The organism is Enterococcus sp. 2201sp1_2201st1_C11_2201SCRN_220225 (assembly GCF_040925905.1).
Classification (GTDB): Bacteria; Bacillota; Bacilli; order Lactobacillales; family Enterococcaceae; genus Enterococcus_C; species Enterococcus_C asini_A.
The window spans coordinates 1-17,969 of the sequence record NZ_JBCOJC010000046.1 but is presented as its reverse complement, the minus strand read 5'-3'; the positions used below and the strand labels follow the sequence as shown (position 1 = coordinate 17,969).

The 17,969-nt window shown below is 39.4% G+C and carries 18 protein-coding genes; 11 read left to right on the top strand and 7 right to left on the bottom strand.

The annotated features are described in order from the left end of the window. Positions 1-409: 409 nt before the first annotated feature. The 4 genes from AB5754_RS10945 to AB5754_RS10930 all read left to right on the top strand — a co-directional run bounded on the left by AB5754_RS10945 (position 410) and on the right by AB5754_RS10930 (position 4,893). Positions 410-856, top strand: a complete 447-nt coding sequence (locus AB5754_RS10945) for a helix-turn-helix domain-containing protein (RefSeq protein WP_368251362.1) — start codon at positions 410-412, stop codon at positions 854-856. A gap of 8 nt (positions 857-864) precedes the next feature. Then, positions 865-1,440: an ImmA/IrrE family metallo-endopeptidase gene (locus AB5754_RS10940; protein WP_368251361.1), complete on the top strand. Its 576-nt coding sequence runs from the start codon at positions 865-867 to the stop codon at positions 1,438-1,440. 112 nt (positions 1,441-1,552) lie between these two features. Further along, entirely contained in the window at positions 1,553-2,737 is a 1,185-nt protein-coding gene (locus AB5754_RS10935; protein WP_368251360.1) for a tyrosine-type recombinase/integrase, read from the top strand. Between the two features lie 356 nt (positions 2,738-3,093). Continuing rightward, a complete protein-coding gene (locus tag AB5754_RS10930) occupies positions 3,094-4,893 on the top strand; it encodes a glycerophosphoryl diester phosphodiesterase membrane domain-containing protein (protein ID WP_368251421.1) in 1,800 nt (599 codons plus the stop codon). Positions 4,894-4,977: 84 nt separating this feature from the next. Here AB5754_RS10930 and AB5754_RS10925 read toward each other — a convergent pair whose 3' ends face one another. Then, on the bottom strand, positions 4,978-5,196 hold the full coding sequence (locus AB5754_RS10925; RefSeq protein WP_311832923.1) for a hypothetical protein: 219 nt from the start codon (positions 5,194-5,196) through the stop codon (positions 4,978-4,980). 452 nt (positions 5,197-5,648) lie between these two features. Here AB5754_RS10925 and AB5754_RS10920 point away from each other — a divergent pair, with 452 nt between their 5' ends. The 3 genes from AB5754_RS10920 (at position 5,649) to AB5754_RS10910 (ending at position 7,057) form a co-directional block, all read left to right on the top strand. Then, positions 5,649-5,792: a hypothetical protein gene (locus tag AB5754_RS10920; protein ID WP_311832922.1), complete on the top strand. Its 144-nt coding sequence runs from the start codon at positions 5,649-5,651 to the stop codon at positions 5,790-5,792. Between the two features lie 167 nt (positions 5,793-5,959). Next, positions 5,960-6,649 carry an aquaporin gene (locus tag AB5754_RS10915; RefSeq protein WP_311832921.1) on the top strand — a complete coding sequence of 230 codons (690 nt, stop codon included), beginning with the start codon at positions 5,960-5,962 and terminating at the stop codon, positions 6,647-6,649. Between the two features lie 138 nt (positions 6,650-6,787). Further along, a complete protein-coding gene (locus tag AB5754_RS10910; RefSeq protein ID WP_311832920.1) occupies positions 6,788-7,057 on the top strand; it encodes a hypothetical protein in 270 nt (89 codons plus the stop codon). A 62-nt stretch (positions 7,058-7,119) separates the two neighbouring features. Here the strand turns inward: AB5754_RS10910 and AB5754_RS10905 are convergent, their stop codons facing one another. Further along, complete coding sequence (locus AB5754_RS10905; RefSeq protein WP_311832919.1) at positions 7,120-8,466, bottom strand: glucose-6-phosphate isomerase; 1,347 nt, start codon at positions 8,464-8,466, stop codon at positions 7,120-7,122. A 189-nt stretch (positions 8,467-8,655) separates the two neighbouring features. Then, entirely contained in the window at positions 8,656-9,996 is a 1,341-nt protein-coding gene (gdhA, locus tag AB5754_RS10900; protein ID WP_368251359.1) for an NADP-specific glutamate dehydrogenase, read from the bottom strand. A 137-nt stretch (positions 9,997-10,133) separates the two neighbouring features. On the opposite strand from gdhA, the gene AB5754_RS10895 reads away from it, so the two are divergent. Next, positions 10,134-11,396, top strand: coding sequence for an NAD(P)/FAD-dependent oxidoreductase (locus tag AB5754_RS10895; RefSeq protein WP_368251358.1), 1,263 nt, complete (start codon positions 10,134-10,136; stop codon positions 11,394-11,396). Between the two features lie 46 nt (positions 11,397-11,442). Here the strand turns inward: AB5754_RS10895 and ybaK are convergent, their stop codons facing one another. The 3 genes from ybaK to AB5754_RS10880 are packed head-to-tail and all read right to left on the bottom strand — an operon-like array spanning position 11,443 to position 13,886. Continuing rightward, positions 11,443-11,931 carry a Cys-tRNA(Pro) deacylase gene (gene ybaK / locus AB5754_RS10890; RefSeq protein ID WP_311832916.1) on the bottom strand — a complete coding sequence of 163 codons (489 nt, stop codon included), beginning with the start codon at positions 11,929-11,931 and terminating at the stop codon, positions 11,443-11,445. After that, positions 11,924-12,694, bottom strand: coding sequence for a type I 3-dehydroquinate dehydratase (gene aroD, locus AB5754_RS10885; RefSeq protein ID WP_368251357.1), 771 nt, complete (start codon positions 12,692-12,694; stop codon positions 11,924-11,926). The genes ybaK and aroD overlap by 8 nt, the downstream gene beginning before the upstream one ends. Positions 12,695-12,719: 25 nt before the next feature. Then, positions 12,720-13,886, bottom strand: a complete 1,167-nt coding sequence (locus AB5754_RS10880; protein WP_368251356.1) for a class I SAM-dependent rRNA methyltransferase — start codon at positions 13,884-13,886, stop codon at positions 12,720-12,722. 208 nt (positions 13,887-14,094) lie between these two features. On the opposite strand from AB5754_RS10880, the gene AB5754_RS10875 reads away from it, so the two are divergent. The 3 genes from AB5754_RS10875 (at position 14,095) to AB5754_RS10865 (ending at position 17,619) form a co-directional block, all read left to right on the top strand. Further along, positions 14,095-16,221 (top strand): LTA synthase family protein, encoded by a 2,127-nt coding sequence (locus tag AB5754_RS10875; protein WP_311832913.1) that lies wholly within the window; start codon positions 14,095-14,097, stop codon positions 16,219-16,221. A gap of 154 nt (positions 16,222-16,375) precedes the next feature. Further along, the gene (locus AB5754_RS10870; protein WP_368251355.1) at positions 16,376-17,122 is read left to right on the top strand and encodes an FtsX-like permease family protein; all 747 of its coding nucleotides are present in this window, start codon (positions 16,376-16,378) and stop codon (positions 17,120-17,122) included. Next, positions 17,119-17,619: a hypothetical protein gene (locus AB5754_RS10865; RefSeq protein WP_368251354.1), complete on the top strand. Its 501-nt coding sequence runs from the start codon at positions 17,119-17,121 to the stop codon at positions 17,617-17,619. The genes AB5754_RS10870 and AB5754_RS10865 overlap by 4 nt, the downstream gene beginning before the upstream one ends. 44 nt (positions 17,620-17,663) lie before the next feature. Here the strand turns inward: AB5754_RS10865 and AB5754_RS10860 are convergent. Continuing rightward, positions 17,664-17,969 (bottom strand): ATP-binding protein (locus AB5754_RS10860; RefSeq protein ID WP_368259594.1); only part of this gene is annotated, 306 nt, incomplete at its 5' end.

Below are 17,969 nucleotides of genomic sequence, written 5' to 3'. Positions count from 1 at the left end.
GTCAACACCCCTGACGGCCCGATCAACCCAAGAGCGGGTTTTGCCATATGCAGCTGCTAAATCAGCAGGATAGACTTTGTTCTCCGTCATAAATTGTTGTACCAATTTCCGGCCATTATCAATGTCACTCATTTAAGCTCCTCCTTTCAAAGTTTTGTAAGAAAAATTGAAAGAAAAATTGACATTTAATACAAAGTTTTGTATTATCAAGTCATAGAAAATAAACCTAATCTAAAGCCCACTTAACACACTTAGTCGCCAAACTAATCAATCGTGAGTTCTATTTTAGTTGCATTTTTTCTATCAATTTATCTTACGGGATTTATATTAATACAAAACTTTGTATCGGTCAACTGTTAAATACAAAGTTTTGTATTTAATAACTTGCCCAAATGAAAAGGTGGTCAATATGACTTTATTTGAACGGGTTAGCAATCTAGCTAAAAAACAAGGAATGACTGTCTATGATCTATCTGAAAAGTTAGGAATGGGTAGAAATTCAATCTATTCATGGAAGAAAAGTAGTCCCAAAGCTGAAACACTTGAAAAAGTAGCTGATTTTTTTAATGTGAGCACTGATTACCTTTTGGGGAAAACTGAAGTAACCAACTGGAAAAAATTCGATGATCAGCTTACTCCAGAACATTTTCAATCTATTAAAAACGCTGAGAATGTTCCTGATTGGGCGACTGAAGATGACTTAATTGATCTTCAAAAGGTTTTACAAACAGATGGTCTGACGTTTAGCAACGGAGAACGATTGAATGATGAAGATGTCGCGGCAATAAACGCGATGTTAGAAAGTTATTTTTGGACGAAACGGAAACGCGAAAAAGAAAAGTTGGATGATAAGTAGGTGTTGGAATGTTTGATGTGGATTTTATTTCTTATATCATAATGACTTATAGCGAAACGTCATCATATGATCCATATATCATTTGTGATTACGAAGATATCGATATTGTTTATACAAACCAACTACCCAATAAAGTCAGTGGTTTGGCAAGTCCAGAGATGAGGACAATCTTTATGGATGATTCATTAGAAGACACGAATTTTAAAAAGTTTTTACTTGCCCATGAACTCTACCATGTTCTGTATCATGAGGGGGTAATGACCTATCATGATAGCTACAATCTTAATAAAAATAAATTGGAATTTGAATCCAATCGAGGTGCTACCACCCTATTACTGCTGGAATATATCAGTAATGATGAAATTCCAATAGAATACCTTACTTTGGAACATTTTATGACTAGCTACTCAATTCCTCAAGAGCTACGAAGTGAGGTTTCACTTATGGCAACTAGTCTGTTGCTCACTTTCGCCGATGCAACATGGCATCTGAAAGGAACTAAGTCATTAGAATTAATTCAGCGACTACATCGTTTGAGAAATATCACGGCTAATCCGCCTAGACAAATTTTTTATGCGCAATAAAAAAGACACGATCTCTACCCCAGCAAGAGTTAGATCGTGTCTGACAAATAAAACCTGATACACAGGCTTATTTAACTATGCCTATTGTATCAGAATGAAAGGATTGGTACAAATGGCAAAAGAAGTTGGATCGATTGAAAAACGTGGCCCAAACACCTATCGTTTGAGGATTACGTCTGGTTATGATGAAAACGGCAAGCAAATCCGTCCTAGCAAAACTATCACAGCAACTAGCGACCGAAAAGCTTATGCTGCTCTTGATGAATGGATTGAAGAACTCAAAGAAAGTGGAATTATTGACCTTTCCATTATCACCGTAAAATATTTTGTAGAAAATATGTGGAAGAAACAAGCTCCCCTTCTAATGCAGGAACGAACATATCAAGCTTATATTGATATTATTGAAGGAAGAATACTTCCCACTTTCAAAGATAGACTACTGAATGAAATCAAACCCTATGAAATTAGAAATTTTGTCACTTCCCAGAAAAAACTTAAAAAACCTGAAGAAGATGTGTCTCGTCAAACCAAGAAAAGAATCTTAGCGGCGTTTTCTAGCTTATTCAATATAGCGTGGAGTGAGTTTAGAATTGTTCGAGACAATCCTTGTAAGGGAATTGTTTTGCCAGCTAAAACAAAAGAAGATAGAATAAAAACAGGTGTACAGCCCCCGTATAGCATTGAGGAGTTAGAGACTATGTTTTCCAAACTTGAAAACGAAACTCTTCACGTACAGGCGGTAATCCTCACTAGCTTCGTCTCCAGTGCTCGTGAAGGTGAAATTGCAGCATTAGAAAGAAAACATTTTTTGACTGAATCAAATCAAATTTTATTTGAACAACGTATTATTAAGGTGAGAGATCAAAAACCAAAACGAATTGATGGATTGAAAAATGGTGATGAACTTTTCGTAGATGCACCCAAGTATTATTTCGATACCATGGAAAAGTATTTTGAGGAACGCGAAGAGCAACGCAAAAAACTAAATATAGATACACCAACTCATGATTATGTATTTGGTCACTTAGAAGGGACACCGATTAATCCATCTAGTCTGTATGGATGTTGGAAATACTTTGTAAAAAGGAATAATCTACGCATGATTCGATTTCATGACCTGCGACATTCTGCTGCATCTTATTTGATTGCTAATCCTCAAATTAGTGATAAAGCTGTCCAGGAACATCTTGGCCATTCCGATTATCGAACCACTATGAATATGTATGTTCACGGAATCAAGGAATCTAAAAAAGAAGTTGCTAACGCGATGGAAAAACTGATATCTCCTAAAAAATAACAAATAAACAAATCATATTTGGGGCTTAAATTGGGGATAAAGGCTAATAAAACCTAATAAAAGCTGATATCATTACTCGAGAAAATCGCACAGGATTGCGCAGTCTTTACTAGAACCGCCATAAAAGAACAAACTCGAAATCCGTCGAACCGGCTAATACCGGCGCGCAGGTTCAAATCCTGTACTCTCCTTATATATCAACGTTTTCAGCACTTCTGACTTCGTCGTCAGAAGTGCTTTTTTATGCCGATTGGGCAGAAAATTGGGCAGAAAAAAACACAGCAATTTTGATATCAAGTGGCTTCAGTTTCCCTCTTTGGCAAAATGAATTACACTTAAGCTAGGTGATGAAGATGATAACTTATATGAAAAAAACGTTCTTAAATACCTTAGAATTTCTCGGAAAAAGTCAAGCCTATTTTCGCGATGTCTTGTTGATGCACGGCTTTTTGCTCTTTGTAGTGATTCCCCTTTTAAGCAGTTCTACTAAATTCATTTTGGCCCGGGGGAATATTCCCTATCTTTCCTATGATAATCTCTGGGACATTGTGACAAATCATCCCTTTATCTTTTTATTACTAGTTATAACATTGTTTTTTATCCTTCTGACCGTTTACTTTGAATTCACTTTTTTACTGTTAAGTGTTTATTTTATCGAAAAAAAAGAGGCGGTCTCCTTACCTCAGCTCTTGCGGATGACGCTTATTCAAATAAAAAAAATTCGTCCTTCGGTAGTTTTGTTCTTCTTGTTTTACTTTTTATTGGTTTTGCCTATTGGAGGGCTTAATTTTAATTCTGATTTATTAAGCCGGGTGAAAATTCCTGCTTTTATATTGGATTTCATCTTCACCAATCGCACTTTGATTATTTCTATTTTTCTTTTGCTGTATGTGGCACTACTCTATCTAGGAATTCGTTTCATTTTTGCTCTGCCAGAGATGATTTTGCGAGACCGGCCTTTTCGCACAGCCCTAAAGGAAAGCTGGGAAGTGACCCAGAGACGTTTTTTTGCTATTTTAGGTCGCTTTTTATTTATCGGTGGCAGTGTTTTAGCGATTGCATCAGCTGGAACACTTCTGACCTTGAGCGGACAACGTCTAGTGGAAAAATTCTGGCCAGAACAATCCTTATATAGTGCAGTATTTGCTATGACGCTATTGCAATTTTTCTATTTAGTCAATATCGTCTTATCCACAGTAGGAATTTTCTTCATTATTGTCGATTTTATGGAAGATGAAGATTTTTTACCAGAAATCCCCTCTTGGTTTTATAAAGAGGCGATCAAGCCCCCGCGCTTTTCTCAAGTAAAAAATGTTTTCTTACTGATGACGACACTTTTCTTTGGGATTGGTGTAAGTTTGTACAATATGAACTATCTAACAGATACTCCAAAAAAAGCCCCTGTGACCATTTCTCACCGGGGAGTCTCTGATAAAAATGGTGTACAAAACAGTCTGGACGCTTTACAAAAGACCCATGAGCGCTATCATCCTGACTATGTAGAAATGGATGTCCAAATGACGAAAGACAAAAAATTTGTGGTGGTCCATGACTTCGATTTAAAAGCATTAACTGGCAAAAAAGGCAGCCCGGAAAAGATGACAGCAGCTGATGTTTTAGCTCGTAATGCCAATGACAATCAGCAACAGGCAAAAATCGCAAGCTTTGATGCTTATTTAGCCCTTGCTTCCAGTCTTCATCAAAAGTTGCTAGTAGAAATTAAAACTCAGCAAAAAGATACGAGGCCCTTAGTTCAGGAATTTTTAAAACACTATGGAACAGATTTGACAAAAGAAGGACATCTAGTACAAAGTCTTTCTTTTTCAGTAGTGGAAGAAATCAAAGAAGCTGCTCCGCAAATTACCGCCGGCTATATTTTACCTTTCAACGTAATTGGGCCGCCAAAAACTCAAGCCGATTTTTTAACGATGGAATATAGCACGATTAATCGCAACTTTATTAGCTCTGCGGAAAATGACAGCAAAACGGTTTTTGTCTGGACACCAAATAATTCAGAAGATATCAGTCGAATGATTTTTTACGGCGTGGATGGTATTGTAACGGACTCCCTAGAAACATTAGATAAAGCCATTCGTACTCAACATAATATGACCTATTCTGATAAACTCGTAAATTTCGTAATCGGCATTGGATAAAAAAGGCGCCTAACTAGTTCCTGTTTTACTAGTTAGGCGCTACATTTTTTATAAAAGAATCAATAAAACCTTTAAATAAAAGAATTAACTAACTAAAGCCACTGTCACGACTTCCTTTACATCTGCGTGTTTCACTAGCATTCGGTGTTGAGACTCAATCACGGTTGCTCGATCCACTTTTTCACAGTCCTCTACTGTAATCACTACTGTATTGGTATAAATTTGTTCCACGGTGCCCACCACGCTGTTTTTTAAGCCTACTGGTTTGCAAATATAAGATTGCCCGATTGTAATTTCATTCATAAGTTGTTCCTCCACGTTTTTTTATCTATCCATATAATAACAGAAAAATAAACATTAGCAACCGTTTTCCAAATTTTTTTTTAATATTAGGAGCTGTTTTAACAGCTTATTGCAAACCAAAAGGATCTTTTTATTAGAAAAAAATCTTTTTTGCTTAAAAATCGGTATTTTTTGTCAATTTATTAAAAACAATCGAGTTATTTTCACATATCCATACTTTTATCTTTCTCTTTTCGTTATCAAAAAGAACTCATTTGACAAAAAATAAAAAATACCAATTTCTAACAACGACTACAGCTACAGCAAAGAAATCGAATTCAATCTCTAAACCATTTATGATTTCTAATTTTTATTTAGGAAAATCAACTTTTTTTGTTTTTTTAAACCAATTATGATATATTAAAATTGTTGGTGAAATATCTAACAATCAAAACAAGAAAGCAGGTGATTCAATGAAATATTTTGGAACAGAAGGAACTTATCGAATTGCATTCGACACGGAGAACAACCATTTTCTAGCGATTGACGCCCAAAATGAAGCCCACTTTGCAATTGGCGTTACAATCGAAGAAGCTCTTCGTAATCTACGAAGCTAATTAAAGGAGCCTTAGTGTGAAAATCACAACGAGAACATTCCCATGAAGTCATCAATTAGTTATTCAACTAGTTGGTGACTTTTTTTGTAGTTTTCTCTTGCAAACAGCGAATTACTTTACCGGATTTGATTAAAACTCTATAATGAATGGGAAAGGAGAGAAATAAAATGGAATTATTTCGTAAAATTTTTGGTGAATTTATCGGTGCCTTCATGCTTGTCTTTATCGGTACCGGAATGGTAGCATTCTCTACCAACCCTGACCCGTTGACCATTGGTTTGGCTTTTGGTCTGGCAATCACAATTGCCGATTATGCTGTAGGTCATGGAGGTTTATCTGACGGACACTTTAATCCAGCCGTTACAATTGCCATGATTATCAACAAACGGGCCACTCTTAAAGATGGAATTTTCTTTATCATTGCCCAATTTGTTGGTGCAATCGCAGCCTCTGCCTGTGTGGGAGGTTTCGGTGCTGCACTTGGATTGGAAGCTGGCACATATGGCCAAACAGACTTCCCTGACATCAGTGCAGGAGCAGCCTTTGCCTTTGAAACTTTGATTAGTTTCTTGTTCATCTTTGTCATCTTAATGGTGACGAGCAAGAAATACGGTAGCGTGCAAATGGCTTCTATCGCAATCGGTTTGACTTTAGGTTTCCTAGTAGCCATCGCCTTAAACTTAACTGGCGGTTCATTAAATCCAGCTCGTAGTTTCGGTCCGGCTATTTTCGCCGGCGGTTCTGCTTTATCTCATTACTGGGTTTATCTATGTGCCCCAATTTTAGGTGGTATCATTGCTGCTCTAGTTGCCAAATTCATGGGTAGTGAACAAGGTTTAACTGAAGCAGACGCTTAAAAGAATTTACCTACAACACTGAGAGAAAATCAACTGCGGTTGATTTTCTCTTTTTTGATTTAAGTAACCAAACTGGCATCCCGGAAAACTATCCTGTACAATGAAGCTAGCCACAAGTGTGGTCAAGGAGTGAAGACCATGGAAGAATTTGAAGGATTGCTGGTGAAAACCGCCCTGCTGCAAGAAAAACCGATTATGCTTTCCCTAATGCGTTTAGAAAATGAAGAAGCCGCCTTGGATTGCGTAATCCGAGATCGTTATCTTTCTGCTTATATTTTCCGTCTCCCTAAAGACACCTATACCATCAAAGTAAGTGGTCGCCGAAATAAGCGAAATCAACTTTTGGTAAAACATATGACGATTTTAAATGTGGACGAGTACATCAAAGTGATTGGTACTCCAGAATAAGCTTTCCTTAGCAAAAAAGCGCTCAGCCAAAATTTCGGCTGAGCGCTTTTTTATCCTAATTTTTATAAACGAGCATTTAAGTCTTTTGCTAAATCTTCAAAGCCTGGTTTGCCTAAAAGAGCAAACATGTTTTTCTTATATGCTTCTACCCCTGGTTGGTCAAATGGATTAACGCCGTTCAAGTAACCGGAAATTCCGATTGCAATTTCGAAGAAGTAAATCATGTAACCTAAGCTGTAAGCATCCATTTCAGGAATCGTCACTAACAAGTTTGGCACATCACCATCAGTATGAGCTAAAAGCACACCTTGGTAAGCTTTTGTGTTGACGAAATCAACATCTTTGCCTTGTAAATAGCCTAAACCGTCCAAGTCAGTATCTTGAACTGGGATGTTTAGATTTTTACGTGGTTTATCGACTTTCACAACTGTTTCAAAAATGTTGCGACGTCCTTCTTGAATGTATTGACCTAAAGAGTGCAAGTCAGTAGAGAAGTTTGCGCTAGATGGGTAAATGCCTTTTTGGTCTTTCCCTTCTGATTCGCCACAAAGTTGTTTCCACCATTCAGAGAAGTATTGCATCCCTGGTTCGTAGTTGATCAACAATTCAGTAACTTTGCCTTTACGGTATAAGATATTCCGCATGGCAGCGTATTGGTAAGCTTCATTTTCTTCTAGTTTATCAGAAGCGTATTCTTTTGAAGCATCTGCTGCTCCTTGCATCAAGGCGTCCACATCGGCTCCAGAGGCTGCGATTGGTAACAAACCAACAGCGGTTAAGACAGAAAAACGGCCACCCACATCATCAGGAATAACGAAAGTTTCCCAGCCAGCAGCGTCAGCTTCGACTTTAACGGCTCCTCTAGCTTTATCAGTTGTTGCATAAATCCGTTTATTGGCTTCTTCTTCCCCATATTTTGCGATTAGACGTTCTTTGAAGACTCTAAAGGCAATCGCTGGTTCAGTAGTGGTACCAGATTTTGAAATGACATTTACGGAGAAATCTTTATCGCCAATGACTTCGATTAAGTCAGCTAAGTAAGTAGAAGAAATGGAGTTGCCGGCAAAAAAGATTTGTGGTGCTTTACGGTCTTCAGCTTTCATTAAGTTGAAGAAAGTATTGTTTAAAAAGTCAATTGCTGCCCGGGCGCCAAGATAAGAACCACCAATCCCGATTACTACTAAAACTTCTGAATCAGATTGGATTTTTTTCGCAGCTGCTTTAATCCGGTCAAATTCTTCTTTGTCGTAGTTTGTAGGCAGATCCACCCAGCCGATGTAATCACTACCTGCTCCAGTACCGTTGCGCAATAAATCGTGAGCAGCAGTTACTTGACTTTGCATGTAGCCCAATTCGTGCTCATTAACAAATGGTGCGACTTTGGAATAGTCAAATTTAATGTGTGCCATTTTTGTTCCTCCTAAAATTATTAGATTGTCGTCTTCGTTACACTTAATACTTTACGTTTTTCAGCGGCTTTTTTCAAGCATGAGCTGTTGTAAAATAGCTCTTTCCACTAAAAAAAATGCCCTCACCACGGGCCTGTCGTGCTTGACTAGACAAGTAGTGAGGGCTGCTTTAGTTTTTTCAATTTTGGCTTATACCAATCCTTGTTGCAACATTGCTTGAGCTACGTTTGCAAAACCAGCGATATTGGCTCCTAACATATAATTATTTTCTGCATCATATTCTTTGGCTGTATCACGACAAGTTTCATAGATATTTTTCATAATATCTTCTAAGCGTTGATCTACTTCTTCTTTGCTCCAAGTTAAGCGTTGGGAATTTTGGCTCATTTCTAAGGCAGAGACCGCCACACCACCAGCATTAGCCGCTTTGCCAGGACAGTAATGTACCTGATTGTCAATAAAGTACTCGGCAGCTTCCAAAGTTGCCGGCATATTCGCTCCTTCTGCCACAACTTTGACACCATTTTTCACCAATTGTTTTGCTTGTTCTAAATTGATTTCATTTTGAGTAGCACAAGGTAAAGCAATCTCTGCTGCCACATCTTGACTCCACAGAGAACCTTCTACATAAACAGCTTCAGGTCTTGCCTCTTTGTAAGCCGTCAAGCGTTCTCGTTTCACTTCTTTGATTTCTTTTAACAAGTCCAAATCAATACCAGCTTCGTCAATGATTGTTCCATTAGAATCAGAACAAGAAATTGGGGTAGCACCTAGTTGTTGTAATTTTTCAATGGCATAAATCGCCACATTTCCCGAACCGGAAACTAAGACTCGTTTGCCTTCAAAGCTATCCTTGTTGTATGCTAACAAGTGATTGACAAAATAGACTACACCGTAACCGGTAGCTTCCGTTCGAATCAAGCTACCCCAGAAGCTTAGGGGTTTCCCAGTTAGAACTCCGGCATCATATTGACAAAGGCGTTTGTATTGGCCAAAGAGATAGCCAATTTCCCGACCACCAACACCGATGTCACCGGCAGGTACGTCTAAGTTCGGTCCAATGTGTTTTGAAAGCTCCGTCATAAAGCTTTGGCAAAAGCGCATGATTTCCCCATCAGACTTGGCTTTAGGATCAAAATCAGCACCACCTTTTCCCCCACCAATCGGCAGACCTGTTAAGGCATTTTTGAAAATTTGCTCAAAAGCTAAAAATTTCAAAATGGACAAATTCACGCTAGGATGAAAACGCAAGCCACCTTTATAAGGACCTAAAGCAGAGTTAAATTGAATCCGATACCCACGGTTGACTTGCCAGTTTCCCTGATCATCTTGCCAAGGCACCCGAAATTGAATCAAACGTTCTGGTTCTGTTAAAATCGCCAATAGGTTATTTTCTTCGTATTCCGGATGTTTTTCTAGAAAAGGTGTGACCGTAGCTAAAAACTCGTCCACTGCCTGGAGAAATTCCGTTTGGTTACTATCTTTTTCATGTAGTTGTTTCCTGATTGCTTGCACGTAATCTACTGTCATGAATTGTCCCCCCATTATGTAATAATTAGTTTGCTTTTTTATTCTACCAGATTCTGCCCTCACCATGTTAAAAAAAATACTAATTTTTAGAATTTTCTGTTAAAAGTTCGGAATTAATCAAAATAGGATGTGTAGCTATGGAAAAAAAATATGATGTCATTGTGATTGGTGCCGGCCCCGCTGGCTTAATGTCCGCCATTGCCGCAGGGCAACAAGGTGCTTCAGTACTCCTTTTAGAAAAAAATAAAAAACCGGGAAAAAAACTACGAATGACTGGTGGCGGTCGGTGCAATGTCACGAACAATCGCCCTGAAGCAGAATTGATTGAACACATTCCTGGTAACGGTCGTTTTCTTTACTCCACCTTTGCCCAATGGAATAATCAGGACATTATGGCTTTTTTTGCCAGTTATAATACTCCTTTAAAAGAAGAAGACCACGGTCGGATGTTTCCGGTAAGTGACCGTTCAAAAACAATTGTGGATACTTTGGTTAATGCTGCCGTAGAAGTGGGTGTGGAATTACAGTTCAATTGTCCTGTAACGAAACTGATTACTAAAGACAATGAAATTCAAGGGGTACGCTGTGAAACAGGAGATATTGCTGCCAGTTGTGTCATTATTACCACTGGTGGCAAAACTTATCCCGGAACTGGTTCTACTGGTGATGGCTACCTCTTTGCCAAAGGTGTCGGTCATAGCATCACGCCTTTATTTGCTACAGAAGCGCCTTTGGTTTCTGAAGAACCTTTTATTAAAGCTGGCACTTTGCAAGGTCTTTCCTTACAAGACGTTGCTTTATCAGTTCTATCACCAGCAGGGAAAAAAATCATTACCCAAGAAATGGACTTACTCTTTACCCATTTTGGCCTATCGGGTCCAGCGGCTTTACGCTGTGCCTATTTTATCAATCGGCAATTGCGAGAAACCAATGAGGCTGTCCTCGTCTCCTTGGATAGCTTGCCAAAAATTGATTCCCCAGCATTACTTAGCCAATTAGAGCAACAACTGCAAACTAAAAAACAAGTAAAAAATGCTTTGGCGGGTCTCGTTCCAGAACGACTGCTCCACTATTTTCTTACTCGCTGTGAACTGATGGAAACTACAGGCTTTGAGACGAACAAAAGTCAAGTACAACAGTTAGTTAATTTGTTAAAAGCCTTTCCCATTACCATTCAGCGTACCATTGGGTTGGAAAAAGCCTTCGTAACCGCAGGAGGTGTGGCGTTAAAAGAAGTCGTTCCGAAAACATTAGAAAGCAAACTTTGTGCTGGGCTATTTTTTGCAGGAGAAGTATTGGACATTAATGGCTACACCGGTGGTTACAACATTACCGCCGCATTGTGCACCGGACACGTCGCCGGCATTCACGCTGCTGAAATTGCGGGGTATTGGGGGTAAAAAGTCAAAGAGGGATGGCCAAAAAATCTTGCCATCCCTCTTTAATCTATTCTGCTATTAAATCCACAAAACTAGCTCCTGTAATACTGGCTAAGTCCTTTGGTGCCAACTCCATTTGCAAGCCTCGTTTCCCTGCTGAAACAATCATTCCCGGATAATTCAAAGCACTGTCATGGATAAAAGTAGGGAAGCGTTTCTTCATCCCCACCGGTGAACAGCCCCCACGAATATAGCCAGTAGTCGCTTCTAAGTCTCGCAAATGCAACATTTCTACTTTTTTATTGCCACTGGCCTTGGCAATTTTTTTTAAGTCCAATTCACGATTGCCGGGAATTACTGCCACAATCGGTCCAGTGACATTGCCTACTGCCACTAATGTTTTAAATAAAATTTCCGGATTCACATGGGTTTCTTTAATTACGTGGTCTGCTCCCAAATCGTCTTCTTTCCACTCATAGGTGTATTCTCTGTAGGCAATCTTTTTTTGTTCCACTTGTCGAATGGCATTGGTCTTTGGCAATTTCTTTTTAGCCATGTTCCTCACTCTTTTCTAACTTCATAACATTTAAGACATTTCGCAATTCTTCTACAGGAATTTGTCCCGGCGCAGAGGCTGTGGTTAACGCCCCAAAGGTCATCACCGACTGGATTAGCTCTCCTGATATCCGGGTAGTCTTGCCTAAATCACCCATGGAAATCAAAATCAGTGGCAATTCTACTAGGCCTTGCAACTTCACCGATAAATTCATCAAGCCCAGTACATCTTTTAAGGAATGAGGCATCACTGAGATTTTCCCCATATCGGCTCCAAATTGTTTCATCACGCTGACTTTTAAGACCATCTCGCCATCGGCTGGTGTCTTGTCAAAATTATGATAACTCATCACGATCACCATCTTGCGATCCTTTAGCTTTTGGATAAAACCACGGCCTAAAAACTCCGCTACTCCCAGCTCCACATCAAGCATATCTACTTGCTGACTTTTGGCGACAGCTTCATAGATCCCTTGGTACTCCCGTAATGAAAACTCCCGCTTGCCTCCTTCTTCAATCGTTCGAAAAGTAAAGAGCAAGAGCTTTTCTGCTAATATTTTCCGCAGTTCTTCTAACGTGGCTAATACCGCCTCCACGTCATGAACGCCTTCAAATAAATCTCCTCGCCATTCCACCACTTCACAGGTGCTGTCTTTGGCAAGCTGAGCTTCTTTAACTAACCCTTCTTTAGTAGTAGCAACTAAAGGCACACAGATTTTTGGCACGCCTTCACCAAAAACCTGATTTTTAATGGTAAATTTCATCAGGAATCCTCCCCTTTTTCACTCGTTAATCCACTTGATAGAAATACACTTTTAAATAATCCCCTTCAGGAAAAGCAGCTGACAATCCAAAATCTTCTGGCAGATGGCGCTCTTCCAATAAAGTAAACTTAGCCCCCGATTCTTTAAAAGCAGTTTCAATATTCTTTTTAAAACGTTCCCGGCTGAGATTGGCTGCATTGGTAGAAGCGATAATCATCCCACCAGGAGCTAGAATCGGCAAGCTATCTTTGATTAATTCCCCATAATTTTTGTGTACAGAAAAAACTTGTTTCTTATTGCGAGCAAAACTTGGGGGATCCAAAACGATTACATCAAAGAGCAGTCCCTTTTTCTTGGCGTAAGCAAAATAGCTAAAGACATCCATTACATGAACCTTTTGGCTTTCAGGATCAATGCCATTGGCTGCAAATTGTTCTTGGGTTTTGGCTAAACTGCGCTTGGCTAAATCTACACTAGTTGTCGCCACCGCTCCTCCCATGGCTGCTGCCACCGAAAAAGCCCCAGTATAGCTAAACATGTTTAAAACTCGTTTCCCTTGGGCAAGACCTGTAGCTAGTCGCCCGCGCACTTCTTTTTGATCCAAAAAGATACCAGTCATTAAGCCTTCGTTTAAATAAACTGCGTAGTGAATGCCATTTTCTTTAATGAAAAGTGGCTCTGGAGCTTCTTGTCCTTGAACATGCTGACTTTCAGGTACATTAGAAGCTGGAAAACGGACTTTTTCATAAATCCCTAAAATTTCGGGATAAGCTTTCATAAAAGCGGCTAGTAACATTTCTCGATGGCTATACAACGTCTCGTTGTACCAGGAAAACAAGGCATACTCTCCATACAAGTCCACCGTAACGCCACCTAATCCATCTCCTTCTCCATTAAAAATTCGAAAAGCCGTGGTCGTTTCATCATGATAATAAGACTTTCGCCGTGCTTTAGCAATTTGAAAGCGATTGGTAAAAAAGGACTCGTCAATCACTTCTTTACTCCAACTAATGAGCCAACCTACACCTTTATTTTGACTGCCTAAGTAACCGGTAGCCAAATAAGCCCCGGTATGGTCACAAAACTCCACCCACTGGCGGGTTTTAGGAAAGTCGAATAGGTCTTCTTCCTGAATTAAGGGATAACCTTTTCGAAACTTTTTCTCTGCACTTTTTTTGACTTTTAGCACCATGTTCCACATCCTTTGATTTCTACCCCTCAGTATACCAAACTCCTTGTTCTATCCGCTAGTCTCGGGGATAGTAAAGAAAAAGTTAATTCTAGACCAACCGCTTACTTTCAATTGACACCGGATTTTTGGACTAGTAAAATGTAAAGATGATGTAACGATTGAAAATGCTTTTCATAAACTAGACAAATAAAAAAGGATGGACCTTCCATTGAATAAGATTAAACTACCGAAATTTCTCAATACCCGTTTAGGATTCTTCAGCTTATTAGCCATCTTATTCTGGGTAAAAAACATCTGTGCGTATCTCTTCGAATTTGAACTGGGAATCGAAAGCTTGCGCCAATACTTTATCCTCTTCATCAATCCGATTGCGACTACTTTATTCTTATTGTCAATCGCCTTATATGTGAAGCGGCCGAAAGTTTCCTATATCACCATGTTGGTAATTTACTTCTTGATGACTTTATTATTGTTCTCGAATATCTCTTACTACCGAGAATTCACCGACTTTATCACCATCAATACCATTTTAGGTGCCGGAAAAGTTGCCAGTGGCTTAGGAGAAAGCGCCATGCGTTTGTTCCGCATTCACGACGTATTGTATTGGGTGGATTTAGTAGTTTTAGTCGTCTTGCTTGCTCGAAAAAAGATTACCATGGACGAACGCCCTGTACGAGCACGGATGGCTTTTGCTATGTCTACTCTATCTGTGATGATTTTCTTTGGTAATCTCTTTATGGCAGAAGTTGATCGTCCAGAACTTTTAACACGGACTTTCTCCCGAGACTACCTAGTGAAATATCTGGGGATTAACGCCTTTACCGCTTACGACGGAGTACAAACTTTCCAAGCGAGCCAAGTCCGAGCAGAAGCTTCCGCCAATGATATGGACGAAGTTGCTGATTATGTAAGTGATCACTACGCCGCTCCTAATGACGAGTTATTCGGCTTAGCAAAAGGAAAAAACGTAATTTACATCCATTTAGAAAGCACCCAACAATTTTTAATTGACTATAAGCTAAAAGATGAAAATGGCGTAGAACATGAAGTTATGCCCTTTATTAACAGCTTATACCATTCCAATGAAACCTTCTCCTTTGATAATTTCTATCATCAAGTCAAGGGCGGAAAGACTAGTGATGCGGAAACCCTAATGGACAATTCCTTATTTGGTCTAAACCAAGGCGCATTGATGACTCAGCTAGGTGGTAAGAACACCTTTGAGTCTGCACCAAATATCTTAAAACAAACTGAAGGCTACACTTCCGCGGTCTTCCACGGCAATGACGGTACTTTCTGGAATCGTAATGAAACATACAAACACTGGGGTTATGATTACTTCTTTAGCAAAGAATACTTTGATGTAAATGAAGACAACTCATTCCAATACGGGTTGCACGACAAACCATTCTTTGAACAATCAGCCCAATACTTGGAACAATTGCAACAACCGTTCTATGCGAAATTTATCGCTGTGTCAAACCACTTCCCTTATTCACAATTTACAGGAGCTGAAGCTGGTTTCCCATTAGCCCAAACCGACGACGAAACGATTAATGGTTACTTCGCTACGGCTAATTATTTAGACTCTGCTGTTGAAGAATTCTTTAACTACTTGAAAGCAAGCGGCTTATACGAAAACTCTGTCATCGTCTTATACGGTGACCACTATGGGATTTCTGAAAGTCGGAACACTGCGTTGGCACCATTGTTAGGCAAAACCGAAGACACTTGGACGAGCTACGACAATGCCGAAATGCAAAAAGTACCTTATATGATTCACATTCCTGGTCAAACAAACGGCGGGATTAATCATACTTACGGCGGTCAAGTGGACGCTTTGCCAACCTTGCTTCACTTATTAGGGGTTGACACGACTAACTACATCCAATTAGGTCAAGACTTGCTTTCACCAGAACATGATCAAGTGGTTGCATTCCGTAATGGTGACTTTGTTTCTGACAAGTACGTTTACCATAAAGGCAGTTTGTATGACACGGCTACAGGAACAGAAATCACCGCTCCAACAGAAGAACAGCAAGCTGAAGTGGACAGCTTGAAAGAGAAAGTTTCTAAACAGTTAGACACTTCCGATCAGATCAATAGTGGCGATCTCTTCCGCTTCTACACGAAGAGTGGCTTAAAAGAATTGGATTACAGCCAGTTCAACTATAAAGATGCCGAAACCAAACTAAAAGAAGCAACCGAAAAAGCCGGCTCTGCTTCCACCAGCGTCTTAAGCCAACACAATGGCGTTAGCACCACGGATCTTTATCAAACAAAAACCTATCAAGAAATCCATGGCGCAACTGCCCCAGAGACTACAGCAGAATAATGAAGGAAACAAAAAGGGTTGGAATTTTTTCCAACCCTTTTTTGCTGTTTCAACTATTTTTACATTTGCCTATTTTTTAGTCTTTCACCTCAGCTTATTCATACTTTGTTCAAAAAACTGTTTTATACTATTTGATAGAATTGAGGTGAATTAGATGACCGGGATTATCCATGCACTTGCCAGTTTAAACTACCACAGAAGTTTTTTATATCGTTATTTAGGCTTATTGGTAATCTTCTTGCCTTTGATTTTCTTGATCACTACCTTAAAAACTGTAGTCAGCAAAACAGGTGCCGGTCTATCTGAAGCCATGAATCAAGGAAAACTTCCTTTAGTAGATCAAAAGTGGCTGGACAACCTATTACATAATTTATATGGCATTGTGCCTTTTTATAATTTCGCTTTATTTCTGTGCTCTACTTTGTTTGCCATCGCCCTAGCTTTTCTCAGTTATCGGTATTGTCGGCAACGAAAACAAGAATTCGCAACGTGTCAGCGCTTAGGCATTCCCCCAAGAAAAATCATCTTACATCTTTTTGTAGAATTCTTCTTGCCACTAATTTCTTGTTTAGTCGCTTTATTTTTATTCATGATTGTCTTTCAACGGGGAACAGAGACAGTTATTCAAAATTTGCAATCGGTATTAATTGAAAAATTCACTTCCGTCAAAGCCATGGCTACTGAGGCGGGTACGGTTCAGTCTGGGGAAGCCAATGCCCCGTTAATGTTACAACTGCCTCGTAATGGCTTACTTTTAGTTGATTCCTTTCAATTAAACCGTGAACACTGGGTCACGGTTGCTCTCATTTCGCTTTTAGACACAAGCTTATTACTATCACTGGTTCTATTGGCGACCTTACCCCTTAGTCTATTGATTTGTAAAAGGAGGTTGAAAAAATGATGATTGCTCCTAGTAATGACCAATTGAAAGTTTGGTATACGACTAATATTGAAGATGCTTTAGCTCTTTTTGAAAAACAAGCACCTCACAAGACTAGCCTGATTTATAGTGATTGGGAAACGCTCCCCTACCTTTCTTTAGCAGATAATCTTTACTTAGGCGTTCCCCGAAAAATGCGGAAAGTCAAAAATAATTATGAGTTCTTTCAATTACTAGGCTTTGATCCCTCTATTTTACGCAGACCCTTAAAGGATATAAGTCGGTTTCAACAACTACGTTTGGCGATTTTGCAACAGTTATTACGAGAGCCTGAACAGTTGCTCTTTGTGGATGTGACAGAGAAATTATCAATTAATGAGACTCAGGAACTGCTTCATCTGGTGTACCAAGTACTGGATAAACAGCCTATTAAAGCACTATTTCTCACTCAAAATGCTTCCTTTGCTAATTCACTACAACAAGTGATTCAATCTACTCAGCCTAGTAAAAAACCGTAATGCCTATTGGTGGCATTACGGTTTTTGTATTATGCTTGATGATTTTATTCTTCTTTCATGGGAGTCACGGGATGTTTCACTTCTTCTGGTGCCGGTTCATCTGGTAGTTCCACATCGGGAAAGGCAATCCGAAAAGTGGTGCCTTGATCGGGTTCACTCTCCACTTCAATTTTTCCTTTATGCAAGCGAACAAGTTGTTCAACAATCGGCAAGCCTAAACCAGACTCACCAAACTTGCGGTTCTTTCGTGAAGGATCGACTTTGTAGTACCGCTCCCAAATATTATCCAGCTGCTCTTTAGTCATCCCAATCCCCGTATCTTGAATCTCCACAATGGTTTCCAAGTACCC

Excerpts from the sequence above, each read along its gene's own strand:
- AB5754_RS10895 (WP_368251358.1), top strand. The coding sequence starts at position 10,134 with ATGGAAAAAAAATATGATGTCATTGTGATTGGTGCCGGCCCCGCTGGC.
- AB5754_RS10920 (WP_311832922.1), top strand. The coding sequence starts at position 5,649 with ATGAAATATTTTGGAACAGAAGGAACTTATCGAATTGCATTCGACACG.
- AB5754_RS10945 (WP_368251362.1), top strand. The coding sequence starts at position 410 with ATGACTTTATTTGAACGGGTTAGCAATCTAGCTAAAAAACAAGGAATG.
- AB5754_RS10940 (WP_368251361.1), top strand. The coding sequence starts at position 865 with ATGTTTGATGTGGATTTTATTTCTTATATCATAATGACTTATAGCGAA.
- aroD (WP_368251357.1), bottom strand. The coding sequence starts at position 12,694 with ATGAAATTTACCATTAAAAATCAGGTTTTTGGTGAAGGCGTGCCAAAA.
- AB5754_RS10870 (WP_368251355.1), top strand. The coding sequence starts at position 16,376 with ATGACCGGGATTATCCATGCACTTGCCAGTTTAAACTACCACAGAAGT.
- AB5754_RS10905 (WP_311832919.1), bottom strand. The coding sequence starts at position 8,466 with ATGGCACACATTAAATTTGACTATTCCAAAGTCGCACCATTTGTTAAT.
- AB5754_RS10910 (WP_311832920.1), top strand. The coding sequence starts at position 6,788 with ATGGAAGAATTTGAAGGATTGCTGGTGAAAACCGCCCTGCTGCAAGAA.
- AB5754_RS10915 (WP_311832921.1), top strand. The coding sequence starts at position 5,960 with ATGGAATTATTTCGTAAAATTTTTGGTGAATTTATCGGTGCCTTCATG.
- gdhA (WP_368251359.1), bottom strand. The coding sequence starts at position 9,996 with ATGACAGTAGATTACGTGCAAGCAATCAGGAAACAACTACATGAAAAA.
- AB5754_RS10880 (WP_368251356.1), bottom strand. The coding sequence starts at position 13,886 with ATGGTGCTAAAAGTCAAAAAAAGTGCAGAGAAAAAGTTTCGAAAAGGT.
- ybaK (WP_311832916.1), bottom strand. The coding sequence starts at position 11,931 with ATGGCTAAAAAGAAATTGCCAAAGACCAATGCCATTCGACAAGTGGAA.
- AB5754_RS10865 (WP_368251354.1), top strand. The coding sequence starts at position 17,119 with ATGATGATTGCTCCTAGTAATGACCAATTGAAAGTTTGGTATACGACT.
- AB5754_RS10925 (WP_311832923.1), bottom strand. The coding sequence starts at position 5,196 with ATGAATGAAATTACAATCGGGCAATCTTATATTTGCAAACCAGTAGGC.
- AB5754_RS10935 (WP_368251360.1), top strand. The coding sequence starts at position 1,553 with ATGGCAAAAGAAGTTGGATCGATTGAAAAACGTGGCCCAAACACCTAT.